Origin of the sequence: Methylobacterium sp. yr668, assembly GCF_900116245.1 — a bacterium.
Lineage (GTDB): Bacteria > Pseudomonadota > Alphaproteobacteria > Rhizobiales > Beijerinckiaceae > Methylobacterium.
Genome location: NZ_FOZY01000001.1, coordinates 131,354 through 145,668, shown reverse-complemented (window position 1 = coordinate 145,668; position 14,315 = coordinate 131,354). Strand labels below are relative to the sequence as shown.

The window sequence follows — 14,315 nt, the reverse complement described above, 5'->3', positions numbered from 1 at the left end:
GCCCCCGTACTCCTTACCGTGCTCTCAGGCGGGGGGTAGAAGCATCAGGCCGCGACTCCCTCATCCGCAGTTTGGAATTTCACCAAACTACAGGCGCTCGCGCAAGCCGTCGTGCAAGCATGGCTGCTCTCCGCCGCCGCGGCCTCGCCCAGCGCGGTCTGCATGATCGCGCGGATCGTGCGGGCGCAGCGCCCGCATTTCGGGCTGCAGCCGAGGCAGGCGTAGACCTGCGCGGGCGTGCGCGGGCAGCCGGGTCCGGGGGCGAGGCAGCCGCGCACGGCGCCGTCCGATAAGACGTTACAAGAACAGACGATCATGCGCGCCGCAAATCCCGTCATCCCCGTGCCCGCCGCGGTCGTCGACGACCGTCCGGGGCACCCGCGCCAGTTTAGAAGAATTGAAAAGTAGCTTGCTTTTCAATACCTTATTGGCGCGGGTCGACATGGCACCGCCGCCCGCGCGGGTCAAGGGCGTGCGATCTAAGTGCGCCCCAACTGTCAGGTCGGGCCGTCAGCGGGCGAGTTCGCGCAGGCCGAGCCGGATGAGCACCTTGGCCTCGGCGCCCTCCCCCGCACCCTTGAGCGCGGCCGCGATGGCGGCGGCGGCCTGGACCTGCGGGTAGCCGAGATTGACCAGTGCCGAGACGGCGTCCGCCACCGGCTGCGGGGCGGCGCCCTCCTCGACGGCGCCCGCAAGGGCGACCAGCGCGGGATCGACGGGCGCGAAGGCCGGGGCCTTGTCCTTGAGCTCGGCGGCGAGCCTGGCGGCGAGGCGCGGCCCGACGCCCGGGGCCCGGCTGATCGAGCCCTTGTCGCCGGTGGCGATGGCGCTCGCCAGCGCCTCGGGCTCCAGCACCGACAGAACGCCGAGCGCCACCCGCGCGCCGACGCCCTGGACGGTCTGGAGCAGGCGGAACCACTCGCGCTCGGCGTCCGAGCGGAAGCCGTAGAGGCGGATCATGTCCTCGCGGACGTGGGTCTCGATCGACAGCGCCGCGGGCTCGCCGACCTTGGGCATGCGCTGCAGGGTCCGCGCCGAGCAGTGAACGATGTAGCCGACCCCCGACACGTCGAGGATCACGAAATCCTCGCCGAACGAGTCCACGACGCCCTTGAGCTTGCCGATCATGCCACGCCTGCCGCTACCTCGGCTTGCCTACAGAACCGCGGCGGCCTTCGCCAGACGTGCTTGAGCGCGCAGGGAGATCATGAAATCACGGGCCCGCGCCGGCCGAGCTTGGCCGGTCACGGGGGGATGACATGCGCGCGCCACTTCTTGTCCTGATCGGCCTGCTCTGCGCCGGCCCGGCCCGGGCGGCGGACAACCCGGCAGCCCCGCCCGCACCGGTCGCGCCGAGCGCGGATCCGACGCAGGTCCGGCCCGGCAGCTACGTCCTCGATCCGGATCACGGCAAGGTCACGTGGTCGGTCTCGCATCTCGGCTACTCGACCTATTACGGCCAGTTCACCGGCCTGAGCGGCACGCTCCAGCTCGACCCGAAGGCGCCCGAGAAGAGCCGCCTCGAGGTGACTGTGCCGCTCGGCGGCGTCATCACCGGCAGCACCCGGCTGAACGAGCACTTCGCGGCCCCGGATTTCTTCGACACGGCCAAGTTCCCGAGCGCCACCTTCACCGCCACCAAGGTCGAGCCCACCAGCCCGACCACCGCGCGGATCACCGGCGACCTCAACCTGCGTGGGACGGTCCGGCCGTTCGCGATCGACGCCACCTTCAACCAGGCCGGCATCCACCCTGTGGACCAGCGCTACACCGTGGGCTTCGACGGGCGCGCGGTCGTCAAGCGCTCGGATTTCGGCATCAACGCCTACCTGCCGCAGCTCGGCGACGAGGTGAGCCTGCGCATCGAGGGCGAGTTCAAGGCCGCGCCCTGACGGCCGGTCTGTCTGCCGACCGCGGGCCGACGCGGCGGGTGACGCCCCGTCGCCGGACGTGTAGTCAGCCGCCGTCGCGGCGCCGCGGCGAGGGGCGCGCCCAAGGGAACGCGCGTCTCCCGGTCGGCGCCCGGCATCGTCGCGAAGGTGCGGGTGCGCCACCGCGCCGATCGATGCTTACCCTGGAGGTCTCAGCCGTGCGGCGTGTCGGTGTCCCCACCCTTGCCCTGACGCTAGCCCTGACGCTGAATCTCGCGGGGACGGCCGCCGCGCAGGCGCCCGCCGCGCCGGCCAATCCGGCCGCGCCGGCCTCGGCCCTCGACAATTACGCCTCGGCGGCGGCCACGACCATCATCGCCGAGCAGGCCTGCCCGGGCGTGCAGGTCCGGGCCGGCCAGCTGACGACGCTCCGCCTCGCGGCACGCGTCAATGCCGGGCAGGAGGCGATCCTGGAGGAGAAGCTGCGCACCCGCGCCACGCAGGTGCGCCAGCAGCTCGCCGCCGACGGCCGGGAGACGTGGTGCGCGCAGGCCCTCGCCGCCTTCGGCCCGGCGGGCAGCGTCGCGAAGGGCATCCTGGCGACCGGCGCGCCGATCCGGTGACACCGCCCGGCAGGCCGCCGCGGATTGACACGGCGCCGCCGCGCCCGTACTGACCCCGCATGGCGCGCGGCCTCAGCTGGGGTCCGCGCGTTTCGCGTTGTCCGGGCCGAACGCCCGTTCAATGACTTCAAACAAGAAGCCGGTCCAGGGGCAGCCGCCCCGGAGGCCGTTCGAGAACACGAGAGAACGATGTTCGCAGTCATCAAGACGGGCGGTAAGCAGTACCGCGTCGCCGCCAACGACACCATCACCATCGCCTCCCTGGCGGGCGAGGCCGGCGAGGCCGTGACCTTCGGCGAGGTCCTCCTGTTCGCCGACGGCGCGGGCGCGACCCAGGTCGGCGCCCCGACCCTGTCGGGCATCAGCGTCACGGGCGAGATCGTGCGCCACGGCCGCGACAAGAAGGTCATCGCCTTCAAGAAGCGCCGCCGGCAGAACTCCCGCCGCAAGCGCGGCCATCGCCAGGACCACACGGTCGTGCGCATCACCGGCATTTCGGCCTGACGCACGCCAGACGCTGGGCGCGTACGGTCCTGAGGGACCGATCCGCGACCGCATCCACGCCACTCAGAATTCGGAGCTCATCCCATGGCACACAAGAAGGCTGGCGGCTCGTCCCGCAACGGTCGCGATTCGGAAGGCCGGCGCCTCGGCGTCAAGAAGTTCGGCTCGGAGGCCGTCATTCCGGGCAACATCATCGTGCGTCAGCGCGGCACCAAATGGCATCCCGGCGCCAATGTCGGCATGGGTAAGGACCACACGATCTTCGCGCTGGTACCGGGCCATGTCCGCTTCGAGACGCGCCGCGGGCGCGCCTTCGTAGGTGTTACCCCGCTGGCCGAGGCCGCGGAATAAGAGGCGGGCGCCCTGAGTGGCGAAGCTGGCGTCCCGCCCGGTGTCCCACACCGGACCGGAGACGTCGTTGCCGAGCCCCTGACGGGCCAGGTCGGACGGAACACCGGGGAGGATGGGACGCCATCCTCCCCTTCGTCGTCTTGAGGCGGTGCCCCGGAGCCGGGAGCGCCGCCCTGCGAGGGCACGATGTTCCCCGATCTGACCCGTGATGACGTTTTCCGGATCGAGACGCGGCGGCTGTGGCTGCGCTGGCCGACCGCCAAGGACAGGGACGCGATCCTGAAGCTGGCCGGCGACCCGTCGGTCGCCGCGATGCTGGCGCGGGTGCCGCACCCGCTCCCGGCCCCGGAGGTGGACGCGTTCCTGCTGCAGGCGCGCTCGCGGAACGCCGCCGGTTCGGCGCTCACGCTCGCCCTCGCGCCGCGGGCGGCGCCGGGCAGCCTCATCGGCGTCGTCAGCATCGAGGGGCGGAGCGACGGACCGCCGGAACTCGGCTACTGGCTCGGGCAGCCCTACTGGGGCAGCGGCCTGATGGCCGAGGCCGTGACGGCCCTGTGCCACGCGTTCTTCGCCTATACGGGCGGGACGGAACTCGCCGCCTCGGCCCGCACGGTCAACCCGGCGTCCCGGCGCGTGCTGGAGACCTGCGGCTTCGCGCAGGCCGGCAGCGCGATCCGGCCCTTTCCGGCGCGCGGCGCGGACCTTCCGGTCGATCTCTTCAGCCTCGACCGGCAGCGCTGGCAGACTCCGCCGTCCGAGCCGGCGATGACGCGGGCCGCCTGAGGCGGCCCCGCGGCGCCGGACTGGCCGGCGGCCGCCGACAGGGTGATGGTGCGGGTCGCGAATCCGCGCCCGACAAAGGATTCAGGTCGTGAAGTTCCTCGACGAAGCCAAGGTCTATGTCCGCTCCGGTGATGGCGGTCCCGGCTGCGTCTCGTTCCGGCGCGAGAAGTTCATCGAGTTCGGTGGACCGAACGGCGGTGACGGCGGCCGCGGCGGCGATGTCTGGGTGGAGTGCGTCGAGGGTCTCAACACCCTGATCGACTACCGCTACCAGCAGCACTTCAAGGCCAAGAAGGGCGAGCACGGCATGGGCTCGAACTGCCACGGCGCCAACGGCGCCGACACGGTCCTGAAGGTCCCGGCCGGCACGCAGATCTTCTCCGAGGACGGCGAGACGCTGCTCGCCGACCTGACCGAGGTCGGCCAGAAGATCCGCCTCGCCAAGGGCGGCAACGGCGGCTTCGGCAACGCCTACTTCACGACCTCCACGAACCGGGCCCCGAAACACGCTAATCCCGGCCTGGAAGGCCAGGAGATGTGGATCTGGCTGCGGCTCAAGCTGATCGCCGATGCCGGACTCGTCGGGCTCCCGAATGCCGGCAAGTCGACCTTCCTGGCGAGCGTCACCGCGGCGAAGCCGAAGATCGCCGACTACCCGTTCACGACACTGCATCCCGGCCTCGGCGTGGTTCGCTCGGACGGGCGCGAGTTCGTGCTCGCCGACATCCCGGGCCTGATCGAGGGCGCCCACGAGGGCGTCGGCCTCGGCGACAGGTTCCTCGCCCATGTCGAGCGCTGCCGGGTGCTGCTGCACCTCGTGGACGGCACGAGCGAGCATGCGGGCAAGACCTACAAGCTGGTTCGCGGCGAGATCGAGGCCTACGGCAACGGCCTCGCGGAGAAGCCCGAAGTCGTGGCGCTCTCGAAGACCGACGCGCTCGACGCCGACACGCTCAAGAGCCAGGTGGCCAAGCTGAAGCGCGCCGCCGGCCGCGCGCCGCTGGTCCTGTCCTCGGCGAGTCGGAAGGGCGTTCCCGAGGCGCTACGCGCGCTTCAGGCCGAGATCGATGCCAGCGCCGAAGCCGAGCGGAAGCCGGCGGCCGCCTGGCAGCCGTAGCCCTCGACCGACTGTTCAAAGGGCGGGTCTTGGTTCACACCCGCCCCGAACGCGCCGTCCCGCAAGAATCATGATCCCTGCCCTCGAAGAATTCCGCCGCGTGGTCATCAAGGTCGGCTCGGCCCTGCTGGTCGACCGCAATGCCGGCCGCCTCCGCCACGCCTGGCTCGCCGCGCTGGCCGAGGACATCGCGGAGCTGCACGGGCGCGGCGTCGACGTCCTGGTCGTGTCCTCGGGCAGCATCGCCCTCGGCCGGACGGTGCTGGGCCTGCCGCCCGGCGTCCTGCGCCTGGAGGAGAGCCAGGGCGCGGCCTCGGTCGGACAGATCACCCTCGCGCGCCACTGGGCCGAGGCGCTGGGCCATCACGGCATCGTCGCCGGCCAGATCCTCGTGACGCCGCAGGACACCGAGGAGCGCCGCCGCTACCTCAACGCCCGTGCCACCGTGCTGAAACTCCTGGAGATGCGCGCGGTGCCGGTCGTGAACGAGAACGACACGGTGGCGACCTCGGAGATCCGCTACGGCGACAACGACCGGCTCGCCGCCCGGGTCGCCACCATGATCGACGCCGACGTGCTGGTGCTGTTCTCGGACATCGACGGCCTCTACACGGCGCCGCCCCAGAGCGATCCTGAGGCGCGCCACCTCGCCGTGGTCGATCGGATCACTCCCGAGATCGAGGCGATGGCCGGCGGCCCGGCCTCCGAGCTGTCGCGGGGCGGCATGCGCACCAAGGTCGAGGCCGCCAAGATCGCGGCCTCGGGCGGCACGCACCTGGTCATCGCGGACGGGCGCGGGAAGAACCCGCTGAAGGCCGTGCGGGACGGGGCGCGCTGCACGTGGTTCCTCTCGGGGTCCACGCCCACGGCCGCCCGGAAGACCTGGATCGCCGGCTCGCTGGAGCCGCGCGGCACCCTGACGATCGACGCGGGCGCCGAGCAGGCGCTCCGGAGCGGGGCCAGCCTGCTTCCCGTGGGCGTGCGCGCGATCGAGGGCAGCTTCTCCCGCGGCGATGCCGTGATGATCCGCGATCCGGAGGGCCGGATCCTCGGCCGCGGTCTCGTGGCCTATGACAGCGCCGAGGCCGCGCTGATCATCGGTCATCCGAGCGCGCGCATTCCGGAACTGCTCAATTATCCCGGTCGCGCCTGGATGGTGCACCGCGATGACTTGGCACTATTCTAGAAATCGTCGACACAAGCTAATCTATTTACAATTTTTGTCTCGATGATCGCCACCGTTCCCGGCCCGGCACTCTTGTCGAGACGGCGTTCGATGTGCAAATACGGCGCTCTCCCCCGTCCGGGCCGCGCGCGCGGCCGTCGACAACCGAGGACGCCAGCGTGCCCGTCCTGAACCTGAGATCGGACTTCGCCGAGGCCGACGCCCTTCCGGAGCAGATGGCGGCGATCGGCCGCCGCGCGCGGGCGGCGGCGCGGCGCATGGCGCTGGCCTCGGCGCGGACGAAGGACGTCGCGCTCAAGCTGATCGCCGAGCGGATCCGCGCGAGCCGCGACGAGATCCTGGGCGAGAACGCCCGGGACGTGGCCGCCGCCCGGAGCGCTGGCCAGACCGCCGCGCTGATCGACCGTCTCACGCTCGACCCCGGGCGCCTCGCGGCCATCGCGGACGCGGTCGAGAAGGTCGGGTCGCTCGCCGACCCGGTCGGGCGCCAGCTCGCCGCGATCGAGCGGCCGAACGGCCTCCTGATCGAGCGCATCGCGGTGCCGCTCGGCGTCGTCGGCGTCATCTTCGAGGCGCGCCCCAACGTGACGGCGGATGCCGGCGCGCTCTGCCTCAAGGCCGGCAACGCCGCGATCCTCCGGGCCGGCTCGGACAGCCATCGCAGTGCGATGGCGATCGCGAAGGCCATGAGCCGCGGGCTCGCCGATGCGGGCCTGCCGGAGGACGCGATCCAGCTCGTGCCGACCCGCGACCGCGCCGCGGTCGGGCTGATGCTCGCGGGCCTCGACGGCTGCGTCGACGTGATCGTCCCGCGCGGCGGCCGCGGCCTCGTGGAGCGCGTCCAGGCCGAGGCGCGCGTGCCGGTCTTCGCCCATCTCGACGGTATCAACCACGTCTACGTCGCCGCGGCGGCGGACCTCGACATGGCCCGCAGCGTGCTGCTCAACAGCAAGATGCGTCGCACCAGCGTCTGCGGCGCAGCCGAGACCCTGCTGGTCGACCGCGCCTGCGCGGCGACGCATCTCGCGCCGCTGGTCCAGGCCCTGCTCGACGCCGGCTGCGCCGTCCGGGGCGATGCCGCGACGCGCGCGGTCGATCCCCGTGTGACGGACGCTTCCGAGCAGGACTGGCACACCGAGTACCTCGACGCGATCATCGCGGTGCGGGTGGTGGACGGGATCGAGGCCGCCATCGAGCACATCGAGACCTACGGCTCGCATCACACCGACGCGATCATCACCGAGAACGACGCCGAGGCGACCCGTTTCCTGGCCGAGGTCGACTCGGCGATCGTCACCCACAACGCCTCCACGCAGTTCGCCGACGGCGGCGAGTTCGGCTTCGGGGCCGAGATCGGCATCGCCACGGGGCGGATGCACGCGCGCGGGCCGGTGGGCGTCGAGCAGCTGACCACGTTCAAGTACCGGGTCCACGGCAGCGGCCAGATCCGCCCGTGACGCGCACTGACGGTTCGGCGTGCGGCTGACCCTGCCGCCGAGCGCTCCCGGCATGCGGATCGGCCTCTACGGCGGATCCTTCAATCCCGCCCATCTGGGCCACCGGCACGTGACGCTCGCGGCCCTGCGTCGGCTCGGGCTCGACCGGGTCTGGTGGCTGGTGAGCCCGGGGAACCCGCTCAAGAGCCGGAGTGCTCTCCCCTCCGTCGCGGCGCGGTGCGATCAGGCGCGCCAGATCGCCCGGCACCCGCGGATCGCCGTGACCGGGATCGAGGCTGCGCTCGGCGTCCGCTTCACGGTGCAGACGCTGCGCTTCCTCACGCGCCGGTGCCCGGGCGTTCACTTCGTCTGGGTCATGGGAGCCGATTCCCTCGGGACCTTCCATCGCTGGAAGGGCTTCGCCGAGATCGCCCGCCTCGTGCCGATCGCCGTCATCGACCGGCCCGGCTTCACCATGACGCCGCTGAGTGCCCGCGCGGCCCGACGCCTGGCCGGTGCCCGGGTCCCCGAGGCGGCGGCGTCGACGCTCGCGCTGCGGTCGCCGCCGGCCTGGATGTTCCTGCACGGGCCGCGCTCGACCCTGTCGTCCACGCAGATCCGCGCGCGCACGGGTCGGGGGACGGCGCCGCCGAAGCCTGCGCGGTTGCAATCGCGGCCCGATACCGCCAATTTCACCTGATCCCGCAAGGCCCGACGTCGCCGTGCGGCAGAACGAGGAACCAGGACTCTGCCCGAAACCAGTCACACGGAGACGATCCGCACCCCCGTCCAAGCCCCGGTCGAAGCCGGTCAGGCGCGCTCGGACGACCTGAAGGCGCTCGCCCTCGAATGCCTCGACGACATGAAGGCCGAGGAGACGATCGCGATCGATCTGGCCGGCAAGACCTCGCTCGCCGACACGATGATCATCACGTCGGGTCGCTCGCAGCGTCACGTCGGCTCGATCGCCGACAAGATCATCCAGGAAATGAAGAATCGTGGCTACGGGAACGCCCGGGTCGAGGGCATGCCGGCCTGCGACTGGGTGCTGATCGACGCCGGCGACGTGCTGGTGCACATCTTCCGCCCCGAGGTCCGCGGCTTCTACAATCTCGAGAAGATGTGGGGCGCCGACCGCCCCGTCGGGATCGCGGCCGGCTAGGCCGGATCCGAATCCGTGCGCCTGGTCCTGGCCGCGGTCGGACGGCTGAAGGCCGGGCCGGAGCGCGAACTCGCGTCACGATATCGCGACCGCGCCGCGCAACTCGGACGCGGCCTCGGCTTCCCGTCCTGCGACAGCGTCGAGATCCCGGAATCCCGCGCCCGCCGCGCCCCGGACCGGTGCGTCGAGGAGGCGGCGGCGCTCGCGACCCATCTGCCCGCGGGCGGTGTCCTCGTCGCCTACGACGAGCGCGGTCGGGCCGATCTCGCCAGCGAGGCCATGGCCGAGCGCGTCGCCGCTTGGCGCGACGCGGCCCGGCCGGCCCTGGTCGTGGTGATCGGCGGCCCGGACGGGCTGGACGCCTCAATTCGGACGCGCGCGGAGCTGATCCTGTCGTTCGGGGCCGCCACCCTGCCCCACGGACTCGTTCGCGTGCTCGCCCTCGAACAACTCTATCGCAGCCTCACCATCCTGGCCGGTCACCCGTACCATCGCGGTGAGGCGGGCTGAGCGGCCGTGAGGATGTCCGAGCCCGAGTCGAAGCCTGGGTCGCGGCGCGCGCGCGCGGCACTCGCCCTGCTGGCCGCGCTGTCGATCACTGTCGCCGCGCGCGCCGAGACCCCGAAGCCCACGGATCCCGAGGCGATCCAGCGGGCCAACGAGGAGCGGGAGCGCCGGGCCGAGAACCTGAAGCGCGTGCAGGACGCCCTCGCCGCCAGCGCCGGACAGCGCGCGCAGTTCGAATCCGAGATCGCGGCGATCGGGTCCGACCGCGCGAAGCTCGACACCGCCCTCCTCGACGCGAATCGACAGGCGCAGGCGACGGAAGACCGCCTCAGCCGCCTGGAGGAGCGCCTGAAGGCGATGAGCGAGAGCGAGGCCGCGATCCGGCACTCGCTGCAGGGTCGGCGCGGCATCGTCGCCGAGATCCTGGCGGCGCTCCAGCGGATGGGCCGCCGCCCGCCGCCGGCGGTGCTGGTGAGCCCCGAGGACGTGCTGGCCGCGATCCGGACCTCGATGCTGCTCGGTGCCGTGGTGCCGGAACTGCGCGGCGAGGTGGACACGCTCGCGGCCGATCTCGCGGAAATGATCAGGCTGCGCGGTTTGATCGCGCAGGACAAGGAAGGCCTCTCGAACGACCTCGCCGGCTGGGCGCGCGAGCAGCAGCGCCTGCAGGCCCTGGTCGCCGCCCGGCGCGCGCGGCAGGCGGAGGTGGAGAGCGGCCTCACGGCCGAGCGGCGCCGCGCCACCGAGCTCGGCGCGCAGGCCAAGAACCTGAAGGACCTGCTCGACCGCACAGAGGCGGAGGTCGCCGCGGCGAAGCGCTCCGCCGAGGAGGCCAAGGCTGCCGCGGAGCGCGAGGTGCGCATCACGCAGGAGCGGTTCGCCGCGGCCGGCTTCCGCGATCCGGCGCGGCTCGCGCCCAAAGTGCATTTCGCCGAGGCGCGGGGCGAAGTGCCGCGGCCGGTGAGCGGACGCGTCGCACGCGGCTTCAATCAGCCCGACGGCAACGGCGGGACGACCCGCGGCGTGTCGTTCACGACCCGCCCGAAGGCGTCGGTCTCGTCCCCGGCCGACGGGTGGGTGCAGTTCGCCGGGCCGTTTCGGTCCTATGGCCAACTCTTGATCATCAACGCGGGCGACGGCTACTATCTTCTGCTCGCGGGAATGGACCAGATCAGCGTCGAGGTCGGTCAGTTCGTGCTCGCGGGCGAACCGGTCGGCAGCATGGGCGACAGGGGTGGGGGTCCCGGCGGGTCCGAGGGTGATCCCACGCTCTACGTCGAGTTCAAGAAGGACGGCGGCTCCATCGATCCGGAGCCGTGGTGGGCGAAGAGCCCGAATAATACGGTACTTGGCGAGAAGGTTCGCGGCTGATGCGCAAGACTTCCCTGATCATGCTCGGCGCCTTCCTCGGTGCCGGAACGTCCATGGTGGCGACCCAGACCGACTTCTTGTCGGGTCCGCGGGCCGTGGCCGCCTCGGCCGAGACCTACCGCCAGCTCAGCCTGTTCGGCGACGTCTTCGAGAAGGTCCGCACCGACTACGTCGAGAAGCCGGACGAGTCGAAGATGATCGAGGCGGCCGTCAACGGCATGCTGACGTCGCTCGACCCGCACTCGAGCTACATGGACGCCAAGGCGTTCCGCGACATGCAGACCACCACCCGCGGCGAGTTCGGCGGCCTCGGCATCGAGGTCACGATGGAGGACGGCTTGATCAAGGTCGTCACGCCGATCGACGACACCCCGGCGGCGAAGGCGGGCCTGCTCGCGAACGACATCATCACGCAGATCGATGACGACCAGGTCCAGGGCCTCACCCTGAACCAGGCGGTCGACAAGATGCGCGGCCCGGTCAACTCGAGCGTCAAGCTCAAGATCAGCCGCAAGGAGTCGAAGGACCCGATCGACGTCACGCTCACCCGCGACGTGATCAAGATCAAGCCGGTGCGCTCGAAGATCGAGGGTGGCGACGTCGCCTACATCCGCCTGACCCAGTTCAACGAGCAGACCTTCGACGGGATGCGGGCCGCCATCGACAAGCTCACGGGCGAGATCGGTGCCGACAAGATCAAGGGCTACATCGTCGACCTGCGCAACAACCCGGGCGGGCTGCTCGATCAGGCCGTGATGGTCTCCGACGCCTTCCTCGATCGCGGCGAGATCGTCTCCACCCGCGGCCGCAACCCGGACGAGACGCAGCGGTTCTCGGCCAAGGCCGGCGATCTGACCAAGGGCAAGCCCATCGTGGTGCTGGTCAACGGCGGTTCCGCCTCGGCCTCCGAGATCGTGGCCGGCGCCCTTCAGGATCACAAGCGCGCGACCATCATGGGCACGCGCTCCTTCGGCAAGGGCTCGGTCCAGTCGATCATCCCCCTCGGCGGCTCGGGCGCCCTCCGGCTCACCACGGCGCGCTACTACACGCCGTCGGGCCGCTCGATCCAGGCCAAGGGCATCGAGCCGGACGTCGAGGTCACGCAGGACGTGCCGGACGAGCTCAAGGGCAAGGACGAGACCAAGGGTGAGGCCGGGCTGAAGGGCCACCTGAAGCAGAAGGACACCGACGAGCGCGGCGGATCCTCCGCCTACGTCCCGCCGGATCCGGCCAAGGACAAGCAGCTGATCTCGGCCGTCGACTTCCTCCACGGCATCCAGAAGGGCGCCGCCAACGGCACGCCCGCGCAGCAGCAGAAGCCGAGCCTGCCGAACTGATCGCGCGGTAACCCCGCGCCGCTCTGACCCGATCCCGTCCGGCCTCCCGCCGGGCGGGATTTCCCGTTCTGGGACCGGGCGTTAGCGGAACGTTAACCATACCCGGCCGCAATGGATGCGAGGGTTGGGACCGCGCCGACCGGCGCAAGAACCGCGATCCCGTATCGAGAGCCGCTTGACCGAGTCCACCGACGATATCCTCACGCGCCCCCTCGGGGTGCCGGAGGCGGCGCCGGAGCAGCCCGCAGGCCGGATCGGACGGCTGATCGCGGCTGCCCGCAGGCCCCAGGTCGCGGCCGCGGCGCTCGCGGCCGGCTTCGCGGTGGCGGCCGGCCTGGTGCTCGCGCTGGGCGACCCCCAGGGCGGTGAACCCCGGGTCCAGGTGGCGATCGCGACGCGCGAACCCGCGCCCCATCCGGCCGCACAGGCCCCCGTCGCCCAGCAGCCCCAGGTCATCACGACGGCGCCGGGAACGGCGCCCCTCCAGCGCAGCGCCGAGGAGGTCGAGACCGCGTCCGGCGTGACGGTCGTGCGCCCGGCCGGCAGCGGGCCGAGCGAGGCGGTGGTGATCCGCGTGCCGCCGCCGAGCGCCCCCCGTCTCGCCCAGGCCCCCGACCCGCGGATCAGCGAGGCGGGCCGCCACGGTCTCATGCCGAAGCTCGGCGAGGGCCGCATCCGCGCCCTCGACGTCTACGCCCGGACCGAGGAGGCCGGCAGCGGGCCGCGCATCGCGATCGTGGTGACCGGTCTCGGCGTCGGTCAGGCCGCGACCGCGGGCGCCACCGCGCGCCTGCCCGCCGCCGTGAGCCTCGCCTTCCTGCCCTACGGGGGCGAGGCCGAGCGCGCCGCGGCGCGCGCGCGGGACGCCGGCCACGAGATCTTCCTGCAACTCCCGATGGAACCCTTCGACTATCCCGACAGCGATCCGGGTCCGCAGACGCTGCTGTCCGCGCTGCGGGGACCGGAGAACGCGGACCGCCTCGCCTGGGCGATGAGCCGCTTCCCGGGCTACGTCGGCGCGGTGAACTTCATGGGCTCCAAGCTGATGGCCGACGCGGCTTTCGAGCCGGTCCTGCGCGAAATCGGTGCCCGCGGTCTCGGGTTCCTCGATGACGGCACGGCTCCGAAACCCGCGGCGGCGCCCGCCAACAAGGGCAAGACGCCGGTGGCCCGTGCCGAGATCGTCCTCGACGCCACGCCGCGCGCCGACGCGATCGACGCCGCGCTCGCCCAGGCCGAAGCCCGGGCCCGCGCCAACGGCTTCGCCCTGGTCTCGGCGACCGGGACGCCGCTGAGCATCGATCGGATCGCCCGCTGGGCGAAGGAGATCGACTCGCGCGGGCTGCGCCTCGTGCCGGCGAGCGTGGCGCTGCGGGGCGCCCGCGACAAGCGGGTCTCGACTGCCGATTGAGCGTGTCCGTGTCCAAAGTCAGCGCAAGTAGATCCGGCGCCTTCCGGGCCGGTGAAGACTTGGTCGACGTTGCCGCCTCGCCTCCCCCTGACCTATGGTCGCCGCGATGGTAACGGATTCCGACCCGGGCATCGCCCTGCCCTACCGCCCCTGCGTGGGCATCGCCCTGATCGCGCCGTCCGGCGGCGTCTTCGTCGGGCGCCGCAGAAAGGATGCCGGTCCCGAGCACGTCGACGGTCCGCACATGTGGCAGATGCCGCAGGGCGGCATCGATCCCGGCGAGGACGCGGAGGCCGCCGCCCGCCGCGAGCTCTACGAGGAAACCAACGTTCCGCCTGAGGCCGTGAAGCTCCTGGCCGAGATTCCGGACTGGCTCCCCTACGATCTGCCGCCGGCGGTGATGAAGCAGGCTTGGAAGGGCCGCTACCGCGGACAGACGCAGAAATGGTTCGCCTACGGCTTCGTCGGCAGCGAGGATCTGATCGACGTGCTCCGGCCCGGCGGCGGCGCCCACAAGGCGGAGTTCGACGCCTGGCGGTGGGCGCGATTTTCCGAGCTTCCGGACCTGATCGTTCCCTTCAAGCGGCCGGTCTACGAGCGCGTCGTGGCCGCCTTCGCCGGCCTCGATCGATGGGCGGCGCGGTCATGACCGCGCG

17 protein-coding genes are annotated in these 14,315 nt (G+C 71.6%); 15 read left to right on the top strand and 2 right to left on the bottom strand.

What is annotated here, in order from left to right:
- Positions 1-44: 44 nt before the first annotated feature.
- Positions 45-317 carry a (2Fe-2S)-binding protein gene (locus BM419_RS32745; protein WP_083916283.1) on the bottom strand — a complete coding sequence of 91 codons (273 nt, stop codon included), beginning with the start codon at positions 315-317 and terminating at the stop codon, positions 45-47.
- A gap of 193 nt (positions 318-510) precedes the next feature.
- Positions 511-1,128 (bottom strand): Holliday junction branch migration protein RuvA, encoded by a 618-nt coding sequence (ruvA, locus tag BM419_RS00700; RefSeq protein WP_020091486.1) that lies wholly within the window; start codon positions 1,126-1,128, stop codon positions 511-513.
- 131 nt (positions 1,129-1,259) lie between these two features.
- On the opposite strand from ruvA, the gene BM419_RS00695 reads away from it, so the two are divergent.
- The 15 genes from BM419_RS00695 (at position 1,260) to BM419_RS00625 (ending at position 14,308) form a co-directional block, all read left to right on the top strand.
- Positions 1,260-1,892 carry a YceI family protein gene (locus tag BM419_RS00695; RefSeq protein WP_020091485.1) on the top strand — a complete coding sequence of 211 codons (633 nt, stop codon included), beginning with the start codon at positions 1,260-1,262 and terminating at the stop codon, positions 1,890-1,892.
- A gap of 197 nt (positions 1,893-2,089) precedes the next feature.
- Positions 2,090-2,494: a hypothetical protein gene (locus tag BM419_RS00690; protein WP_234081062.1), complete on the top strand. Its 405-nt coding sequence runs from the start codon at positions 2,090-2,092 to the stop codon at positions 2,492-2,494.
- A 189-nt stretch (positions 2,495-2,683) separates the two neighbouring features.
- Positions 2,684-2,998: a 50S ribosomal protein L21 gene (gene rplU, locus BM419_RS00685; RefSeq protein ID WP_010683509.1), complete on the top strand. Its 315-nt coding sequence runs from the start codon at positions 2,684-2,686 to the stop codon at positions 2,996-2,998.
- An 84-nt stretch (positions 2,999-3,082) separates the two neighbouring features.
- Complete coding sequence (gene rpmA / locus BM419_RS00680) at positions 3,083-3,349, top strand: 50S ribosomal protein L27 (protein WP_012317134.1); 267 nt, start codon at positions 3,083-3,085, stop codon at positions 3,347-3,349.
- Between the two features lie 186 nt (positions 3,350-3,535).
- On the top strand, positions 3,536-4,132 hold the full coding sequence (locus tag BM419_RS00675; RefSeq protein WP_020091483.1) for a GNAT family N-acetyltransferase: 597 nt from the start codon (positions 3,536-3,538) through the stop codon (positions 4,130-4,132).
- An 88-nt stretch (positions 4,133-4,220) separates the two neighbouring features.
- The gene (gene obgE / locus BM419_RS00670) at positions 4,221-5,249 is read left to right on the top strand and encodes a GTPase ObgE (protein ID WP_020091482.1); all 1,029 of its coding nucleotides are present in this window, start codon (positions 4,221-4,223) and stop codon (positions 5,247-5,249) included.
- 70 nt (positions 5,250-5,319) lie between these two features.
- Positions 5,320-6,435, top strand: coding sequence for a glutamate 5-kinase (gene proB, locus BM419_RS00665; protein WP_020091481.1), 1,116 nt, complete (start codon positions 5,320-5,322; stop codon positions 6,433-6,435).
- Between the two features lie 158 nt (positions 6,436-6,593).
- A complete protein-coding gene (locus BM419_RS00660) occupies positions 6,594-7,892 on the top strand; it encodes a glutamate-5-semialdehyde dehydrogenase (RefSeq protein ID WP_020091480.1) in 1,299 nt (432 codons plus the stop codon).
- A gap of 19 nt (positions 7,893-7,911) precedes the next feature.
- On the top strand, positions 7,912-8,571 hold the full coding sequence (locus BM419_RS00655) for a nicotinate-nucleotide adenylyltransferase (RefSeq protein WP_026604674.1): 660 nt from the start codon (positions 7,912-7,914) through the stop codon (positions 8,569-8,571).
- 75 nt (positions 8,572-8,646) lie between these two features.
- Positions 8,647-9,033 (top strand): ribosome silencing factor, encoded by a 387-nt coding sequence (gene rsfS, locus BM419_RS00650; protein ID WP_081636441.1) that lies wholly within the window; start codon positions 8,647-8,649, stop codon positions 9,031-9,033.
- A 15-nt stretch (positions 9,034-9,048) separates the two neighbouring features.
- Entirely contained in the window at positions 9,049-9,543 is a 495-nt protein-coding gene (rlmH, locus tag BM419_RS00645) for a 23S rRNA (pseudouridine(1915)-N(3))-methyltransferase RlmH (RefSeq protein ID WP_020091477.1), read from the top strand.
- A gap of 12 nt (positions 9,544-9,555) precedes the next feature.
- The gene (locus BM419_RS00640) at positions 9,556-10,911 is read left to right on the top strand and encodes a murein hydrolase activator EnvC family protein (protein WP_020091476.1); all 1,356 of its coding nucleotides are present in this window, start codon (positions 9,556-9,558) and stop codon (positions 10,909-10,911) included.
- Positions 10,911-12,248 (top strand): S41 family peptidase, encoded by a 1,338-nt coding sequence (locus BM419_RS00635; RefSeq protein ID WP_020091475.1) that lies wholly within the window; start codon positions 10,911-10,913, stop codon positions 12,246-12,248. The genes BM419_RS00640 and BM419_RS00635 overlap by 1 nt, the downstream gene beginning before the upstream one ends.
- 175 nt (positions 12,249-12,423) lie before the next feature.
- The gene (locus BM419_RS00630; RefSeq protein WP_020091474.1) at positions 12,424-13,659 is read left to right on the top strand and encodes a divergent polysaccharide deacetylase family protein; all 1,236 of its coding nucleotides are present in this window, start codon (positions 12,424-12,426) and stop codon (positions 13,657-13,659) included.
- 94 nt (positions 13,660-13,753) lie between these two features.
- Positions 13,754-14,308 carry an RNA pyrophosphohydrolase gene (locus tag BM419_RS00625; RefSeq protein WP_020091473.1) on the top strand — a complete coding sequence of 185 codons (555 nt, stop codon included), beginning with the start codon at positions 13,754-13,756 and terminating at the stop codon, positions 14,306-14,308.
- Positions 14,309-14,315: the final 7 nt, after the last annotated feature.